Origin of the sequence: Orlajensenia flava (genome assembly GCF_004801905.1) — a bacterium.
GTDB lineage: Bacteria > Actinomycetota > Actinomycetes > Actinomycetales > Microbacteriaceae > Orlajensenia > Orlajensenia flava.
On the sequence record NZ_SSSN01000007.1, the window covers coordinates 78,414 to 93,810 of the forward strand.

Genomic DNA, 15,397 nt, shown 5'->3' on the forward strand with positions numbered 1-15,397 from the left:
CCGCTTCGCCGCGCAAGGGCGTGACCCGCGGCATCCGTTCCCCTACCGTGAAGGAATGCTCGAACTTCAGCACGTCAGCAAGCACTACGGCGAGCGCGTGGCTCTCGACGACGTGAGCTTCACGGTCGGCGACGGGAGGATGACGGGCTTCGTCGGCGGAAATGGCGCAGGCAAGACCACCGCGATGCGCATCATCCTGGGCGTGCTCAACGCCGATCCGGGAGCCGGGTCCGTGAGCATCGACGGAGCTCCGCTCACCGCTGTCGACCGACGTCGCTTCGGTTACATGCCCGAGGAGCGCGGCCTCTACCCGAAGATGAAGGTGCTCGAGCAGATCGTGTACTTCGGGCGACTGCACGGCTGGACCCCTGCGGCAGCCCGTCGGAACGCGAGCGAACTGCTCGAACGGCTGGGACTCGGCGAGCGGATGGACGACCCGGTCGAACGGCTGTCCCTCGGCAACCAGCAGCGGGCGCAGATCGCCGCCGCGCTCGTGCACCGGCCCGACGTGCTCGTGCTGGACGAGCCGTTCTCGGGGCTCGACCCGATGGCCGTCGAGAACGTGCAGTCGGTGCTCTCCGACTACGCGACGGGCGGTGCTCCGGTGCTGTTCAGCTCGCACCAGCTCGACATCGTCGAGCGGTTGTGCGACGACCTCGTCATCATCGCCGACGGGCGCATCCGAGCATCCGGAGACCGCGAGAAGCTGCGCGACGAGCATGCGCCAGCGGTCTGGGAGCTGCTGCTCAGCAAGGATGCCGGCTGGTTGCGCGACGAGCCCGGCATCCGGGTGCTGTCGTCGGATGGCGGTTACGCGCTCTTCGAAGCCGATTCCGACGATGCGCGCCAACAGGTGCTGCGGCGGGCGCTGGACCACGGCGACGTCGTCAGCTTCGGTCGGCAGCACGTGAGCCTGGCCCAGATCTTCAAGGAGGTCGTGCGATGAGCGACTACACCACCCCGAGCCTGACCAGCAGCATCGCACTGGTGACGGCCCGCGAGGTCACGATGCGTCTGCGCAGCAAGGCCTTCCTCATCTCCACCGGTCTGCTGCTGCTCGCCGTGCTCGCCTCCATCCTCATCGGCAGTCTCGTGAGCGCCAACGGGTCGACGCCCAAGGTGGCGGCGGTGGGCGGCGCGATCCAGACGGTTCAGGCCGACAGGGGACTCACCTACGTCGCAACCGACTCGCAGGCCGAGGCGGAGAAGATGCTGAAGGCGGGCGACATCGACGCCATCATCCTCGACAGCGGCGTCACACCGGCCAACCCCACGGGCCTCACCGTGGTCGGCAACGATTCCGTGCCGAACGACGTGGTCGGCGTGCTCAGCCAGACCCCGCACGTCGAGCTGCTCGATCCGAACGCACCCAACCCGCTGCTGACCTACTTCGTCGCGCTCGGCTTCGGGCTGGTGTTCTTCATGTCGGGCATCACGTTCGGGTCGACGATCGCCCAGAGTGTCGTCGAGGAGAAGCAGACCCGGGTCGTCGAGCTACTCCTCTCCTCGATCCCCGTCCGCGCCCTGATGGCCGGCAAGGTGCTCGGCAACAGCATCCTCGCGATCGGCCAGATCCTGGCGATAGCCATCCTCGCCGTCGTGGCTCTCACCATCACCGGTCAACGGGTAACCGTCAGCGCGCTCGGCCCGTCCATCATCTGGTTCGTCGTCTTCTTCGTGTTCGGCTTCATCATGCTCGCCGCGCTGTTCGCCGCGGCGGCCTCCTTGGTCTCGCGCTCGGAGGACGTGGGTTCGGTGACCTCACCGGTTACCCTGCTCGTGATGATTCCCTACCTCCTCGTCATCACGATGGGCAGCAACCCGACGGTGCTCACGATCATGAGCTACGTGCCGTTCTCGGCCCCGGTCGGCATGCCGATGCGCATCTTCCTCGGTCAGGCGCAGTGGTGGGAGCCGCTGCTGTCGCTGGTGATCCTGCTCGCGTCCACCGCTGTCGTCCTGTGGATCGGCGAGCGCATCTACGCCGGGTCGCTGCTCAAGATGGGCGGGCGCGTGAAGATCCGCGAGGCGCTCTCCCGCTGAGGCGTTCAGCCGAGCTTCGGGAGGACGGATGCGACCAGCGTCGCGAATCCCTCGGTCGCGCTCGCGGCATCCGTTCGATCGGCCTCGCGCGCGAAAGCCTGGCCAAGGTAGCGGATCGCGCCGGCAAGCAGGTTGCTGATGAGGTCGGCCTGGGCCCTCACGTCGGCGTCGGGATCGCCCACATCGTGCTGCAGGCGCGCGACGATGATGGCCCGCACCTCCGACTCGAGCGTGGCGATGCGCTCCATCTGCCGGGCGAGCAACTCGGGACTCGTCGAGATGGCACGGATGCGCTCCGTCAACAGCTCCTCGTTGGCGGCGAAGGCAGGGTCGACTCGGATGAGGCCGACGGCCTCGACGAGGAGCGGTCCCGTCGAGACGATGAACTCCGCCGCTCTCGCCTCGTCGATCTCGGGGTCGGCGCCACCGAGCAGCGCGGCATCCTTCGTCTTGAAGTAGTTGAAGAACGTGCGCTGCGACACCCCGGCTTCCGCGCAGATCATGTCGACGGTCACGTGGTCGTAGCCGTCGGCGAGCACGAGGTCGATCGCGGCGCGCTCGATGGCCGTCGCGGTGGCGGCTCGGCCGCGCCGTCGGGTGGTCGCGTTCGCCATCCGCGTGCCTCCCGTCGCCTGCGTCTTCGTCCTGTTCACCCTAGTCACGCCGAGGCGGCGTCGATCCAGTAGCGGCGCTTGCCGAAGCGGCTGTCCTCGTAGAGGCCGCCGTTGCCCTCGATGACCGCACGCGAACCCGCGTTGTCCTCGTCGCAGGTCACGAGCACGCGGTCGATGCCGAGTCCTGCGGCGGCGGGCAGGGACTGGTGGAGGGCGGATGTCGCGCGCCCCCGACGGCGGTCGCCCGGGCGCACCGAGTATCCGATGTGACCGCCTTGGTTCAGCAGGAGGTCGGTCAGCTCGTGACGGATCGCCAGGAAGCCGACGAACCGGTCGTCCTCCGTCATCCAGAGGTAGGTGCAGGGCACGAAAGCCTCGTCCCGCGGAGTCTCCGGGAGCGCATCCGCGCGCAGCGCATCCACGAGGGCTCCGAAGCGATCCGGGTCGTCGAGCCCGGTGAAGTCGAATGCGTAGTCCCCCGATCCGTCCCGCGAGCTCTCTCCGAATTCCCCGAGCGCCTCGACGAACGACGTGTGGAAACGGATGTCGGGCGCGATCAGGCGAAGCATCCTCCGACCCTAGCCGCCCCCGCCGGATGGGAGGATGGACGGCGTGACTCTCCACGACCCCGACATCCGCGGCTTCGCATCCGACAACTACTCCGGCGTTCATCCGGAGATCCTCGAGGCGATCGCGGCCGCGAACGGCGGCCATCAGGTCTCCTACGGTGAGGACGTCTACACCGAGAAGCTGCAGGAGGTGTTCGCCCACCACTTCGGGCGCGGCACGCAAGCGTTCCCGGTGTTCAACGGCACCGGGGCGAACGTCACCGCGCTCCAGTCGATGCTGCCGCGCTGGGGCGCCGTGGTGTGCTCGTCGACCGCGCACATCCACACGGACGAGAACGGCGCCCCCGAGCGCGTCGGCGGCCTCAAGCTCCTGACGGTGGACACCCCCGACGGCAAGTTGACGCCCGAATTGATCGCGCGGCAGGCCTGGGGATGGGGCGACGAGCACCGCGCGCAGCCGCTGGCGGTGTCCATCACCCAGTCGACGGAACTCGGAACGCTGTACACGGCAGACGAGGTGGCGGCCATCGCCGACTTCGCGCACGACCACGGCATGAAGCTGCACATGGATGGTGCACGCCTGTCGAACGCGGCGGCGGCCCTGGCACTTCCGTTCCGAGCCTTCACGCGCGACGCGGGCGTCGACGTCGTGACCTTCGGCGGCACGAAGAACGGCATGATGTTCGGCGAGGCGATCGTGGTGCTCGAGCCCTCCGCATCCGATGGCCTGCCGTTCCTCCGCAAGATGAACATGCAGCTCGCATCGAAGATGCGCTTCATCTCCGCGCAGCTGATCGCGCTGCTCGAGGGCGACCTGTGGCTGCGCAACGCGTTCAACGCCAATGCGATGGCCGCGCGACTGCGGGCCGGCATCGAGCTGGGCATCGAGGACGGATCGATGAACGGCGTCTCGTTCTCGCAGCAGACGCAGGCCAACGGCATCTTCGCGATTCTGCCCGACGGCGTGGCCGACCGGCTGCGTGCCGACTTCCGCTTCTACGACTGGGATGCCGCTCGCAACGAGGTGCGCTGGATGTGCGGTTTCGACACCACCCCCGAGGACATCGACGCGTTCGTCGCGGCGATCGCGCGCGAGACCGCGGCTGCCTGACATCGTCCGAGGGGTTGACCCCCTCGCCCCTCTCGATAGCGTGGAGGAATGGCAGCGAAGCTGAGGGACTCGTCGGATGCGGTGCTGCAGCAGACCGTCGTCGTGCAGGGCCTGATCACGAGTCTGTGGCTCATCCTTTTCGTCACACATTGGCCGGGAGGCGATTCTCGGTGGTGGATCGGCGTCAGCTATCTCGTGCTGGCTGTGCTTCAGGGTGGCTTCGGGCTCCTCGCGGCCGGGGAGTTGTGGCGTCGCAGTCGAGCCTCTCGCGCACAGGCCGCACGGTTCGCCGCGATGGACGCCGAGCGCGAACCGACGATGGTGTATCTGGACGGCTCCGACGACGCTCGCTGACAATATGCGGATTCATGGAATAAGTCGGCTGGCCTGATGTTGTACAGCGAGGATCAGCGCGGCTCCGGCCACCTTCGCTCCCTCTGAAAGCCGCTGCACCATGTCACTCCTCCCTGATTCCACCTCACGTCACGCCGACACCGAAGCCGCCCTCCTTCCCGCGCTCGTCGAGCGTTGGAGCCCTCGCGCATACGACCCCTCCGCGGAGGTCGACGCCTCGGTGATCCGCACGATCCTCGAGGCTGCCCGCTGGGCTCCCTCGGCAGCCAACGTGCAGCCGTGGCGGTTCATCGTCGCCCGCCGTGGAACACCCGAGTTCACCGCTGTCCACGACAGCCTCATGGGGTTCAACCGCGCCTGGGCCGACTCGGCTGCGCTCCTCATCGTCAACATCGCCGAGATCGTCGACACCGAGGGCAAGCCGCGCCCGTGGGCACGGTACGACCTCGGTCAGGCCGTCGCGCACCTCACCGTCCAGGCCCAGCACGAGGGACTCCACACCCACCAGATGGGCGGATTCGAGGCGGATGCGCTACGCGAGGGGTTCTCGCTCGGCGAGCGCTTCGAGCCCGTGTCGATTACCGCGATCGGCGTGCTGGGGGACCCCGAGGCGCTGCCGGATGCCCTCCGCGAGCGCGAGTCGGCGCCCCGCACCCGCCTGCCTCTCGAGGAGCTCGTGCTCAACGCCCCCGCCGCTGTCTGACGAGCGCGTCCGCCAGAGCGCTGCTGGTTGAGTAGCCCGCCAGCGCAGCGAGCAGGCGTATCGAAACCCGCCGGTCGACCCGCGGCGTCAGCGCGCCAGGTACTCCCGCAGCTGGGAGACGACGAACGCGTGGTCCTCGCGCTGCGGCAGACCCGACACTCCGACCGCCCCGATGACCGCGCCGCCGGCCAGACGGATGGGCACGACGCCGCCATGGGCCGCGTAGAGCGCCGGATCGAGCCGGGACGACTCCTCGAAGCTCTTGCCGTCCACTCGGAACGACTCGCCCACCGTCATCGACGCCCGGCCGAAGCGGAGTGCCACCCGCGTCTTCCGCTCCAGCCACCCGTCGTTGTCGGCGCTCGAGCCCGGCAGTGCGGTGTGGAAGACGCGCTGCTGCCCGAGGACGATGCCGATCGCCACGGGCATGGCCGCTGCTGAGGCTGCGTCGCGCATCCGCGATCCGAGCCGCCACGCGTCGTCGAGGGTGAAGTCGGCGAACAGCACGTCGCGCTCCTCGGCCAGCAGTTGCTCGTAGAACTCGCTCATGGCCGCAGCAGAACCTTGGTGGCGCGCCGCTCATCCATCGCCGCGTAAGCCTCTGCCGCTTCGGAGAGGGGAAGCTCGAGGTCGAACACGAGGCCCGGGTTGATGGCACCCGAGAGCACATCGGGCAGCAGTTCGGCCATGTAGCCGCGGACCGGGGCGACGCCGCCGTTGACACCGACGTTGCGGCCGAACATCGGGCGGATGGGCAGCTTCGGCCCTCCGTTCGGAACCCCGACATAGCCGACCATGCCGCCGGGTCGGGTCGACCGCAGCGCCTGATCCATCGATTCCTTGGTGCCGACGCACTCGAGCACCTGGTCGGCGCCGATGCCACCGGTGAGCTCCTTGATGCGCGCCACGCCCTCGTCGCCACGCTCCTCGACGATCTCCGTCGCGCCGAACTCACGGGCCAGCGCCTGCCGATCGGCGTGCCGCGACATGGCGATGATCGTGGTCGCACCGAGTCGCTTGGCGGCGATGATGGCGCAGAGACCCACCGCACCATCACCGACGACCGCGACGGTGCTGCCCGGGCCGACTCCGGCCGACACCGCCGCGTGGTGGCCCGTACCCATCACGTCGGAGAGGGCCAGCAGGCTCGGGATGAGCTCGGCATCCGGCTGCCCGTCGAGGGCGAAGAGCGTGCCGTCGGCGAGGGGAACCCGGATGAACTCACCCTGCCCGCCGTCGGCGAACCCGCCGACCTTGTCATCGACTCCCCAGAACGTGCCCTGCAGACACGAGGTTGAGACGCCGTTGCGGCAGTTGACGCAGGTGCCGTCGCACACGTAGAAGGGCGCGATGACGAAGTCGCCGGGGTGGATGCGCTCGACATCGTCGCCCACGCTCTCGACGATGCCGACGAACTCGTGCCCGATGCGGTGCGGCTCCTCGGTCGGGACGACACCGCGGTAGGGCCAGAGGTCGGATCCGCACACGCAGGCGGCCACGACGCGCACGACGGCGTCGGCTCCGGTGGACAATCGGGGGTCGGGAACCTCTTCGACTCGGATGTCGCGTTCGCCGTAGATCAGGGTAGCCAGCATCCCTCGAGCCTAAGCCAGGCTCCGACACGGCCCCGTCGTCGCCCGGTATTCAGGCAACGGGCGCCGGGCCCGTCGCCGTCGACTCAAGCAACGGTCGGCCGGTATTCAGGCAATGGGCGCCCGCTCAGGACGGATGCCGCGAAAGCCGCCTGACCAGCGCGCGATCGCCTGACCAGCGCGCGAGTTGCCAGCGAGTGCGGGCTGGACGCGGCACCGGCCACGAGGTGAAGCCGCCGACACGAAGGCGCCGTGACACGAAGGCACCGTGACACGAAGCCGCCGTGACACGAAGAGCGGATGCCGCGCTCGCGACATCCGCTCTTCGTTCAGTGCGGTCAGCGACCGATGGCCCTCAGCGCGTTGATGATGCCGTTGCCGTAGAACCCGTTCTTCGACGGCGTGCCCTCGCAGGTGGCGTCAGCCGTCACCGTCGCCCCGGCCGGAGTGATGCGGGTGTAGTGGTACGTGGCGGGAACCGGGCAGGCAGTGTCGACGGCCGAGCGCTGGAGGATCTGCTCGGTGACGATCGGCGGAAGCCACTTGCCTCCGCGGAGGTCGGGCAGGCCGAAGCGGCTGACGATGAGCGCAGCCACACCGACCGCATGCGGTGACGCCATCGACGTGCCCTGCAGGTACTGGTAGTACGCACAGGTCGTGCCGGCCGCGTCGCAGCTCTTCACCACGTAGGGCACCGTCGGATCGCCGTTCTCGTCGATCTCACCGTTGGCCACGGCGAGCGACTTCGGGTAGGCGGCGAGGACGGCCTTGCTGAGATCGCGCGTGTTGTCCGGGGTGTCGTAGACGTCACCGCCGGGAGCGGCCACGTCGACGTATCCGTTGCCGTAGTCGGAGTAGTACGCCTTGCGCTTGGAGATTCCCGTGCTCGAGACCGCGATGACTCCCTTGCCCTCCGACGGCATCGAGGTGCACGACGCCGGGTCGAGCAGGTCGCGGGTGTAGGCCACCTCGCCGGGCACGCTGGCGAAGTCGGGGCTGGAGGCGTCCACGAGCGGCTTGGTGTAGTCGGTCGCACCGTTGCCGGCCGCGGAGATGAGCGTCACGCCGTGGTTGCGGGCGAAGTCGAGCGCCCGCTGCATCGCCGTGATGATGGTCTTCTGCTCCTGCTGGTCGGCCGGGCTGTCCGCCGGGTTGTTCGTGCAGTTGAACAGCCACGGGTCGACGTAGTAGCTCATGTTCACGACGTCGATGCCGTTGCGGCCCGCGTAGGTGAGGGCGTCGAGCGAGGGCTGCAGGAAGAAGTAACCCGAGTCCTGACCCGCACGGAGGTTGACGATGTCGACGTTCGGCGCGACTCCCGCAATGCCGATGCCGTTGATGGGCGCGCCGATCGTCGAGGCGACGTGGGTTCCGTGGCCGTCCTCGTCGACATTCGCCGGGTCGTTGCAGGACTGGTCGGGCTCCTCCTCGCACGGGCCGTCGATGAGCCCGCCGTCGGCGTCGTAGGGCACGTCGACGGTGAAGTTACGGCTGAGCTTGGTGTCGAAGTTCGGTGCGATGTCGGGGTGCGTCCCGTCGACGCCGGTGTCGATGATGCCCACCTTCACCTTGTGCGACCCGGTCTCGTATTTGTACGAGCCGTCAGCCGTCGCGCCGATCTGCTTCATGTCCCACTGCAGGTCGGCCAAGGGCTCGACGAGCTTGCCGGATGCGCCGGCCTTCGCCGATGCCGCCGCGGAGCTCGCGACCACAGCGGTGCGGGTCTCGGCCTCCGCTGCGTCCACGCGAGCCGCATCCCTCCCCACGGAATCGTCGGGCACAGCACCGACGACCCGGTTCTCGGCCGAGCCCTGGATCACCGATTGAGCGGCGGCCTTCTGCACGAATGCGGCATCCGTCGTCTTCACCGTGGCGACGCCGACGTCGGTGTTCTCCTCGACGAGGGTGCCTCCCGCCGCGGTGACCGCCGCCTTCGCGGCGGCGGACGACGTGCCTTCGGCGAACAGCACGACGAACTCGCGCTCCCCCGAATCGGCGGATGTCGAGGCGCTCGCCGATCCCGCGGCGAACGCGGTGACCAGGAGCACGAAGGCGGATGTGGCGGCAATGGTTCGCATCGGCTTCATGGGCCGTCCCTTCTTCGGGGGGGTAGTGGCGCCATGCTGACACATGTGATCCCCATAGCGGAAGGGGTGTCCTCGCATATCCTGCGCACAGATCACGCCAATGCGCACGAATCGCGCGTTAGGCCGGCCTCAGGCCGAATGCGCGAGCGTCTGCAGGCCGATGACCGCGGCGCCGAGAACGACGAGGAGTGCCATGGCGACGGCCTGCTGCCACCAAGCGAGCTTCGCACGGCGCACCGCGAGGTAGCCGATGGCGGCCAACGTGACCAGGTAGATGATGATGCCGGCTCGCAGGGCACCCGCCAGTGTCAGGACACCCGCCCACGCGAGCGCGAGCAGGATCGCCGGCGCCACGACGGTGCCGAGAGCCCCGGCCGCTACCCGGAGGAATTCGCCGTTCTTTTCCCGGGAGGGGAACGCCCGGGCGGTCGCCAGATGCGCGATGAAGTCGCTGACATAGCCGGCCGCGGTGATGCCGACCACGCCGATGACGAGAGTGAAGAGCGCGTCGCGCGCGTCGTGATGAATCACGTTACCCTCGAGCACGAGCGCGATGGCGAGCCCCGTGAAGGTCGCGTAGACGCGTTCCTTCAGATAGTCGGCGTCGGTCTCCCGCCGGGCGCGGGAGCGGGGTCTCTCAGACCGCGGAGTGCTGCTCGGTTCCATGACGCGACGGTACCGCAGAGGGTGTGCCACCAGTGGTGCGATGTCGGCGGTCTCCGCGAGACTGGGTCGCATGAGCAGCATGGCGCAGTTCTGGCACGCCCTCCCGAGGGAGGGGCGTTGGCTGCTGTCCACTGTCGCGATCCAGACGCTCGGACGCGGGCTGACGCTCCCATTCACCATCATCTACCTGCACGAGGTCCGCCACTTCGACCTCGGCCTCTCAGGCGCCCTGATGAGCATCATCGCCCTCACCGGTCTCCTCGTCACCGCTCCCGGCGGCACGCTCATCGATCGCTTCGGTGCTCGCCCGGTGCTGCTCGTCGGTCTCGCATCGATGATCGCCGGGTGCGCCATTCTCGCCTTCGCGACCGAACCCGGCATCGCGGCGATCGCCCTCGTGCTCATGGGCGTCAATTTCGGCGTCTCCTGGCCCGGCATCAACGCCCTCATCGCCACCGTGGCGCACGGCGACGTGCGGCAGCAATACTTCGGCGTCAACTTCGCGCTCGTCAACCTCGGCATCGGGGTGGGCGGCATCATCGGCGGCTTCTTCGTCGACGTGCAGCGTCCCGAGACCTTCACGGCGATCTTCCTCATCGACGCCGCAAGCGGTCTCATTCCCGTCGCCCTGCTGCTGGGCCCACTCCGCCACGTGCGCACGCAGGGGGAGGCGGATGTCTCGGGCGAAGGGAGCGGTGGCGGATACCGAGCGATCCTCCGGCAACCCGCCGTTCTCTGGCTCACCCTGCTCACGTTCCTGGCGGTCTTCATCGGCTACGGCCAGATGGAGGCCGGGTTCCCCGCCTTCGCGCGGCAGGTGTCGGAGGTGTCGACGCGGGTCATCGGCTTCTCGTTCGCCGTCAACACCGCCGTCATCGTCCTCTTCCAGTTCGCCGTGCTCAAACGCCTGACCGGGCGTCGGCGCACACGTGCCATGCAGGTGATGGCCGTCGTCTGGGCCGCTTCGTGGCTCGTGCTCGGCGCGACCGGCCTGCTACCTGATTCGCTCGCGGCGGCGATCGGCGTGCTGGCCTTCATGGGCGTGTTCGCCTTCGGAGAGACGCTGCTGCAACCCGCCGTCCCGGCCGTCTACAACGACCTCGCCACCGACCGAAACCGGGGCCGCTACAACGCCGTCAACTCGGGCGCCTTCCAAGCCGGTGCCATCACCGGACCGTTCGCGGCCGGGCTGCTGCTCGACGCCGGGCTCGACGGCCTCTACATCGCCATCATGGTCGCCGGATGCGCAGGCATCTGCGTGCTGGCGTCGGTGCTCGAGCGGCGCATCCCGGCGAACGTGAACGGCGTCACGGCCGAGGAGCCCGCGATCGACTGACGCGCAGCCGCCTCTCAGTCCTCCGCGCGGTCGACCGTCAGCCCGTCGCCGTCGGGCGCGAAGTCGACCATCACGCGGTCTCCATCCCGGATGTCCCCGCTCAACAGCGCCCGCGCCAGCCGGTCGTCGATCTCCGTCTGCATCAGACGCCGCAACGGTCGAGCGCCGTAGATCGGGTCGTAGCCGCGCTCGGCGAGCCACGCTCGCGCATCGGGAGTCACGCCCAGCGACAGGCGGCGCTCGTGCAGCCGGGCGCCGAGCCGGTCGATGTAGAGGTTCACGATCTCGGCGAGCTCCTCCATCGAGAGCGCCGAGAACACCACGATGTCGTCGAGCCGGTTGACGAACTCGGGCTTGAACGCCTGCCGAACGAGGGCTTGAACCGTCTGCTCCTTCTCCTCCCACGACAGCGTCGGATCGATGAGCACCTGCGATCCGAGGTTGGACGTGAGGATGAGGATGGTGTTGCGGAAGTCGACGGTGCGGCCCTGGCCATCCGTCAGCCGTCCGTCGTCGAGCACCTGCAACAGGATGTCGAACACCTCGGGGTGGGCCTTCTCCACCTCGTCGAACAGGATGACGGAGTACGGCCGACGTCGGACGGCCTCGGTGAGCTGGCCGCCCTGCTCGTAGCCGATGTAGCCGGGAGGGGCACCGACCAGCCGCGAGACGGCGAACTTCTCGCCGTACTCGCTCATGTCGATGCGCACCATGGCGTGCTCGTCGTCGAACAGGAACTCGGCGAGCGCCTTGGCCAGCTCCGTCTTGCCGACGCCCGTCGGGCCGAGGAAGAGGAAGGAACCCGTGGGCCGGTTGGCGTCGGAGATGCCCGCGCGGGCTCGCCGCACCGCATCCGACACCGCGGCGACCGCCGCCTTCTGGCCGATCAGGCGCCGGCCGAGCTCGCTCTCGAGGTGCAGAAGCTTCTCGGTCTCCCCCTGCAGCAGACGGCCGACCGGAATGCCGGTCCATGCCGCGATGACGGCCGCGATGTCCTCCTCGGTGACCTGCTCATTGACCATGCGGGGCTCATCCGGAGCCGCCTCGGCTTGCTCGGCCTCGGCCAGCTGCGCGGAGAGCTGCTTGATGGTCTCGTATTCGAGCTTGGACGCTCTGGCGTAGTCGGCCTCGCGCATCGCTCGGTCGCGCTCGGTCACCGCTTCGTCGAGCTTCTTCTTGAGCTCGCCGACGCGGTTGAGCCCCATCCGCTCGCGAGCCCAGCGCGCCTCGAGATCGGCGAGTTCTCGCTCGTGGTCGGCGAGCTCGGTCCGCAGTTTGGCGAGACGCTCCTTGGACGCGTCGTCCTTCTCCTTCTTGAGCGCGAGCTCCTCGATCTTCATGCGGTCGACCTGGCGCTTGAGCTGGTCGATCTCCATGGGGGACGAGTCGATCTCCATCTTGAGACGACTCATCGCCTCGTCCACGAGATCGATCGCCTTGTCGGGCAGCTGCCGGGACGAGATGTAGCGGTTGGACAGCGAGGCGGATGCGACCAGCGCGGCATCCGAGATCGTCACACCGTGATGAGCCTCGTACCGGCCCTTGAGCCCGCGGAGGATGGCGACCGTGTCCTCGACGCTCGGCTCGCCGACGTAGACCTGCTGGAAGCGGCGCTCGAGCGCGGCATCCTTCTCGATGTACTCCCGGTATTCGTTGAGTGTCGTCGCGCCGATCAGTCGCAGCTCGCCTCGCGCGAGCATGGGCTTCAGCATGTTCGACGCGGCGACGGATCCCTCTCCCCCGCCGGCGCCCATGAGCAGGTGCAACTCGTCGACGAAGGTGATGATCTCGCCCTCGGCATCGTTGATCTCCTTGAGCACCGCCTTCAGCCGCTCCTCGAACTGACCGCGGTACATCGCGCCGGCCACGAGCGCGGAGATGTCGAGTGAGATGAGCTGCTTGCCCTTGAGCGACTCGGCGACGTCTCCGGCGACGATGCGCTGCGCGAGCCCCTCCACGACCGCTGTCTTGCCGACGCCGGGCTCGCCGATGAGCACCGGGTTGTTCTTGGTCCTGCGCGTGAGCACCTGGCTGACGCGACGGATCTCGGCATCGCGACCGATGACGGGATCGAGCTTGCCGGCCTGTGCGATCTCGGTCAGGTTGATGCCGTATTGCTCCAGCGCCGACTTCTGCTCCTCTTGCGAGCTCGGCGCGCCCTGCATGTTCGCCACGGTCGATCGATCCCTTCGTACAAAGTTGAGTGTACTTAACTCAACTTAGCGCCGCGGGGTCTATTCCGCCAGAGCGCATCTACGACCAGTACGTCTTCGGACGGGGAAGGGCGACGCCGTCGATCGTCACGTCCATCCGCTCGTCGAAGAAGCACAGTCGGCCGCGCACGCCCTCGCCGTCGGACAGGGGGCTCTCGTACGACCAGACGAGCCCCTCCACGGGGTGGCCGTCGATGATCGGCGAGTGATAGGTCGCGACACCTTTGTATGCGCAGGTCGAGGTCGCCGACGAGGGCGCCAGGTCGACCAGCACGTCCCCACGCGGAACGTAGTGGCGCGGAGGCAGGCCGGTCTCGAACAGAATGCGCGCCCGGGTGGTATCGACGACCGGTTCGCCGTCGAGTGCCAGTTGGTAGCGCGCCGAGGAATCGCGGATGTCGATGCGCGAGAACGGATCGTGCGGGTGACTGATGATCTCCTCGTCCTCCTCCAGCCAGGTGTCGAACCCGTCGAAATCGAGGACGACGTAGCCGCCGAGGTCGGCGTCCTCGGCGATGAAGCCGGCGACCGGCCGCTCGTCCGGGCCAACGGCGACTGGCCTTCCCGCCGTCGTGCGAACCGCGAATGGCACCCGCGGGTCCCACACCGGGATGCGGGAGTAGTCGCGGCCGTCCCACTCGGAAGGGTCGGAGGTCGGCCTGGTGCCGCCGACCACGTCCTCGACGGGCACGGCATAAGCCGGCACCACCCGTTTCGGCTCCCAGACCAGGACGGCGCGGGAGCTGTCGACGATGGTCTCGCCATCGATCTTCGCGCGCACGCGTTTGCGCGTCGGCTGGACGCGCAGCTCCCCGAGACTCCGCATGAAGAGTGAGCCCATGTCGACGGCCATCGTTCGTCCTCCCGCTGTCCGCCGAGGGTAACCCCGCACCGGCAGCGGACGCAACGGATGCCCGTCAGTCGAAGGGAGCCAACCGCGGGAGGGGCACGCCCGACTCGCCGGTCCGGGCTGACGCGCCGTCGTTCACTGTCATTCGAGGCCGCCGAAGAATGCGCGGATGCCGGCAGCGGTCGCGTCCAGCTGCTCGAGGCCGGGAAAATGCCCTCCGACCGGCACGCGTATGAACTCGCGCAAGTCGTCGACCGTCCGTTCGGTCAACGACTGCGGGAACCCGCGCAGTCCCGGCTCGTTGCTGAGCCGGACTGACAGTGGCACGGGCACCCGCGGGCGGGGCGGGCTGGCGCTCCAGTCGTAGTACTGGCGAAACGACGAGCCGATCGTCCCGGTCACCCAGTAGAGCGTGGCGATGGTCAGAAGGTCGTCGGGATCGATCAGCTGCTCGAGATCCCCGTCGACCCAGTCGTGCCACTTGTCGATGATCCACGCCAGCAGGCCGGCGGGGGAATCGGCCAACGCGGCGGCGATCGTGTCGGGCCGCGTGGACATGATGGCGCTGTACCCGCCATCCGTCTCGTCGTAGGCGTCCTCGCCCTCGACGAAGGCCTGCTCCTCGGCGGACAGGTCGGCAAGATCCGCGGGGAAGGGCGGATGGAACATCTGCAGTCCGATCACCGCCTCGGGATGATCGTGGGCGAGCCACACGGCGACACCCCCGCCGATGTCTCCCCCGTACGCCCCGTATCGCCCGACACCGAGGCCCTCGGTCACGGCCCGGTGGATGTCGGCCGCCATCGCGCGCCTGGTGACGGGTGGCTCAGGCAGCTCCGAGAACACGAAACCGGGCAGCGACGGGATGATCACGTCGAACTGCGGGCCGCCGTCCACGCCAGTGGCGAGCAGCCGGCCGAGGGGGATGTACTCGGCAAATGCGCTGGGCCATCCGTGCAGGAGAAGAAGGGGGGTGGCCGGGCGTTCCGCGTCGGCGGGGCGGATGCGAGCCAGGTGCAGGCGACGCCCGCCGACGTCGACCGAGTACTGCTCCACCTCGTTGAGGGCTCGCTCACGCTGGCGCCAGTCGAACTCGTTCGCCCAGCGCTCGACCCAGCGCCGCAGCAGCGGTGCGCCGACGCCACCCACCCACTGCCCGTCCCCCTCGGGACGCGAGTAGCGCGTGCGTCGCAACCTCGCGATGAGGTCGGTCAGTACCTCGTCGGACACCTCGATGCGGAACGACTGAGCATCCATCG

At 68.4% G+C, this 15,397-nt stretch carries 15 protein-coding genes; 6 read left to right on the forward strand and 9 right to left on the reverse strand.

The features are described 5' to 3' along the window. Positions 1-55: 55 nt before the first annotated feature. Entirely contained in the window at positions 56-946 is an 891-nt protein-coding gene (locus E6C70_RS10525) for an ABC transporter ATP-binding protein (RefSeq protein WP_136424513.1), read from the forward strand. Further along, positions 943-2,043: an ABC transporter permease gene (locus E6C70_RS10530; RefSeq protein WP_136424514.1), complete on the forward strand. Its 1,101-nt coding sequence runs from the start codon at positions 943-945 to the stop codon at positions 2,041-2,043. The genes E6C70_RS10525 and E6C70_RS10530 overlap by 4 nt, the downstream gene beginning before the upstream one ends. Positions 2,044-2,048: 5 nt before the next feature. On the opposite strand, the gene E6C70_RS10535 is transcribed toward E6C70_RS10530, so the two are convergent. Both E6C70_RS10535 and E6C70_RS10540 read right to left on the reverse strand, forming a co-directional pair. Continuing rightward, positions 2,049-2,696: a TetR/AcrR family transcriptional regulator gene (locus tag E6C70_RS10535; RefSeq protein ID WP_235833390.1), complete on the reverse strand. Its 648-nt coding sequence runs from the start codon at positions 2,694-2,696 to the stop codon at positions 2,049-2,051. Between the two features lie 5 nt (positions 2,697-2,701). After that, positions 2,702-3,226, reverse strand: a complete 525-nt coding sequence (locus tag E6C70_RS10540; RefSeq protein ID WP_136424515.1) for a GNAT family N-acetyltransferase — start codon at positions 3,224-3,226, stop codon at positions 2,702-2,704. 34 nt (positions 3,227-3,260) lie between these two features. Between E6C70_RS10540 and E6C70_RS10545 the strand changes: the two genes are divergently transcribed. The 3 genes from E6C70_RS10545 (at position 3,261) to E6C70_RS10555 (ending at position 5,394) form a co-directional block, all read left to right on the forward strand. Further along, positions 3,261-4,337 carry a threonine aldolase family protein gene (locus E6C70_RS10545; RefSeq protein WP_136424516.1) on the forward strand — a complete coding sequence of 359 codons (1,077 nt, stop codon included), beginning with the start codon at positions 3,261-3,263 and terminating at the stop codon, positions 4,335-4,337. 48 nt (positions 4,338-4,385) lie between these two features. Then, positions 4,386-4,691, forward strand: coding sequence for a hypothetical protein (locus E6C70_RS10550; protein ID WP_136424517.1), 306 nt, complete (start codon positions 4,386-4,388; stop codon positions 4,689-4,691). 100 nt (positions 4,692-4,791) lie between these two features. Continuing rightward, positions 4,792-5,394 carry a nitroreductase family protein gene (locus tag E6C70_RS10555; RefSeq protein WP_136424518.1) on the forward strand — a complete coding sequence of 201 codons (603 nt, stop codon included), beginning with the start codon at positions 4,792-4,794 and terminating at the stop codon, positions 5,392-5,394. Between the two features lie 87 nt (positions 5,395-5,481). On the opposite strand, the gene E6C70_RS10560 is transcribed toward E6C70_RS10555, so the two are convergent. The 4 genes from E6C70_RS10560 to E6C70_RS10575 form a co-directional block, all read right to left on the reverse strand. Beyond that, positions 5,482-5,943 (reverse strand): heme-degrading domain-containing protein, encoded by a 462-nt coding sequence (locus E6C70_RS10560; RefSeq protein WP_136424519.1) that lies wholly within the window; start codon positions 5,941-5,943, stop codon positions 5,482-5,484. Next, positions 5,940-6,989: a zinc-dependent alcohol dehydrogenase family protein gene (locus tag E6C70_RS10565; RefSeq protein WP_136424520.1), complete on the reverse strand. Its 1,050-nt coding sequence runs from the start codon at positions 6,987-6,989 to the stop codon at positions 5,940-5,942. Before E6C70_RS10565 ends, E6C70_RS10560 begins: the two co-directional genes overlap by 4 nt. 335 nt (positions 6,990-7,324) lie before the next feature. Next, the gene (locus tag E6C70_RS10570) at positions 7,325-9,073 is read right to left on the reverse strand and encodes a S8 family serine peptidase (protein ID WP_207670105.1); all 1,749 of its coding nucleotides are present in this window, start codon (positions 9,071-9,073) and stop codon (positions 7,325-7,327) included. A 129-nt stretch (positions 9,074-9,202) separates the two neighbouring features. After that, positions 9,203-9,739, reverse strand: coding sequence for a hypothetical protein (locus tag E6C70_RS10575; protein WP_136424521.1), 537 nt, complete (start codon positions 9,737-9,739; stop codon positions 9,203-9,205). Between the two features lie 70 nt (positions 9,740-9,809). On the opposite strand from E6C70_RS10575, the gene E6C70_RS10580 reads away from it, so the two are divergent. Then, positions 9,810-11,075, forward strand: a complete 1,266-nt coding sequence (locus E6C70_RS10580) for an MFS transporter (protein WP_235833391.1) — start codon at positions 9,810-9,812, stop codon at positions 11,073-11,075. Positions 11,076-11,089: 14 nt separating this feature from the next. Here E6C70_RS10580 and E6C70_RS10585 read toward each other — a convergent pair whose 3' ends face one another. The 3 genes from E6C70_RS10585 to E6C70_RS10595 all read right to left on the reverse strand — a co-directional run bounded on the left by E6C70_RS10585 (position 11,090) and on the right by E6C70_RS10595 (position 15,395). Continuing rightward, positions 11,090-13,249 (reverse strand): ATP-dependent Clp protease ATP-binding subunit, encoded by a 2,160-nt coding sequence (locus E6C70_RS10585; RefSeq protein WP_168770921.1) that lies wholly within the window; start codon positions 13,247-13,249, stop codon positions 11,090-11,092. Positions 13,250-13,328: 79 nt separating this feature from the next. Then, on the reverse strand, positions 13,329-14,141 hold the full coding sequence (locus E6C70_RS10590) for a DUF427 domain-containing protein (protein WP_136424523.1): 813 nt from the start codon (positions 14,139-14,141) through the stop codon (positions 13,329-13,331). 138 nt (positions 14,142-14,279) lie between these two features. Next, on the reverse strand, positions 14,280-15,395 hold the full coding sequence (locus E6C70_RS10595) for an epoxide hydrolase family protein (RefSeq protein ID WP_136424524.1): 1,116 nt from the start codon (positions 15,393-15,395) through the stop codon (positions 14,280-14,282). Positions 15,396-15,397: the final 2 nt, after the last annotated feature.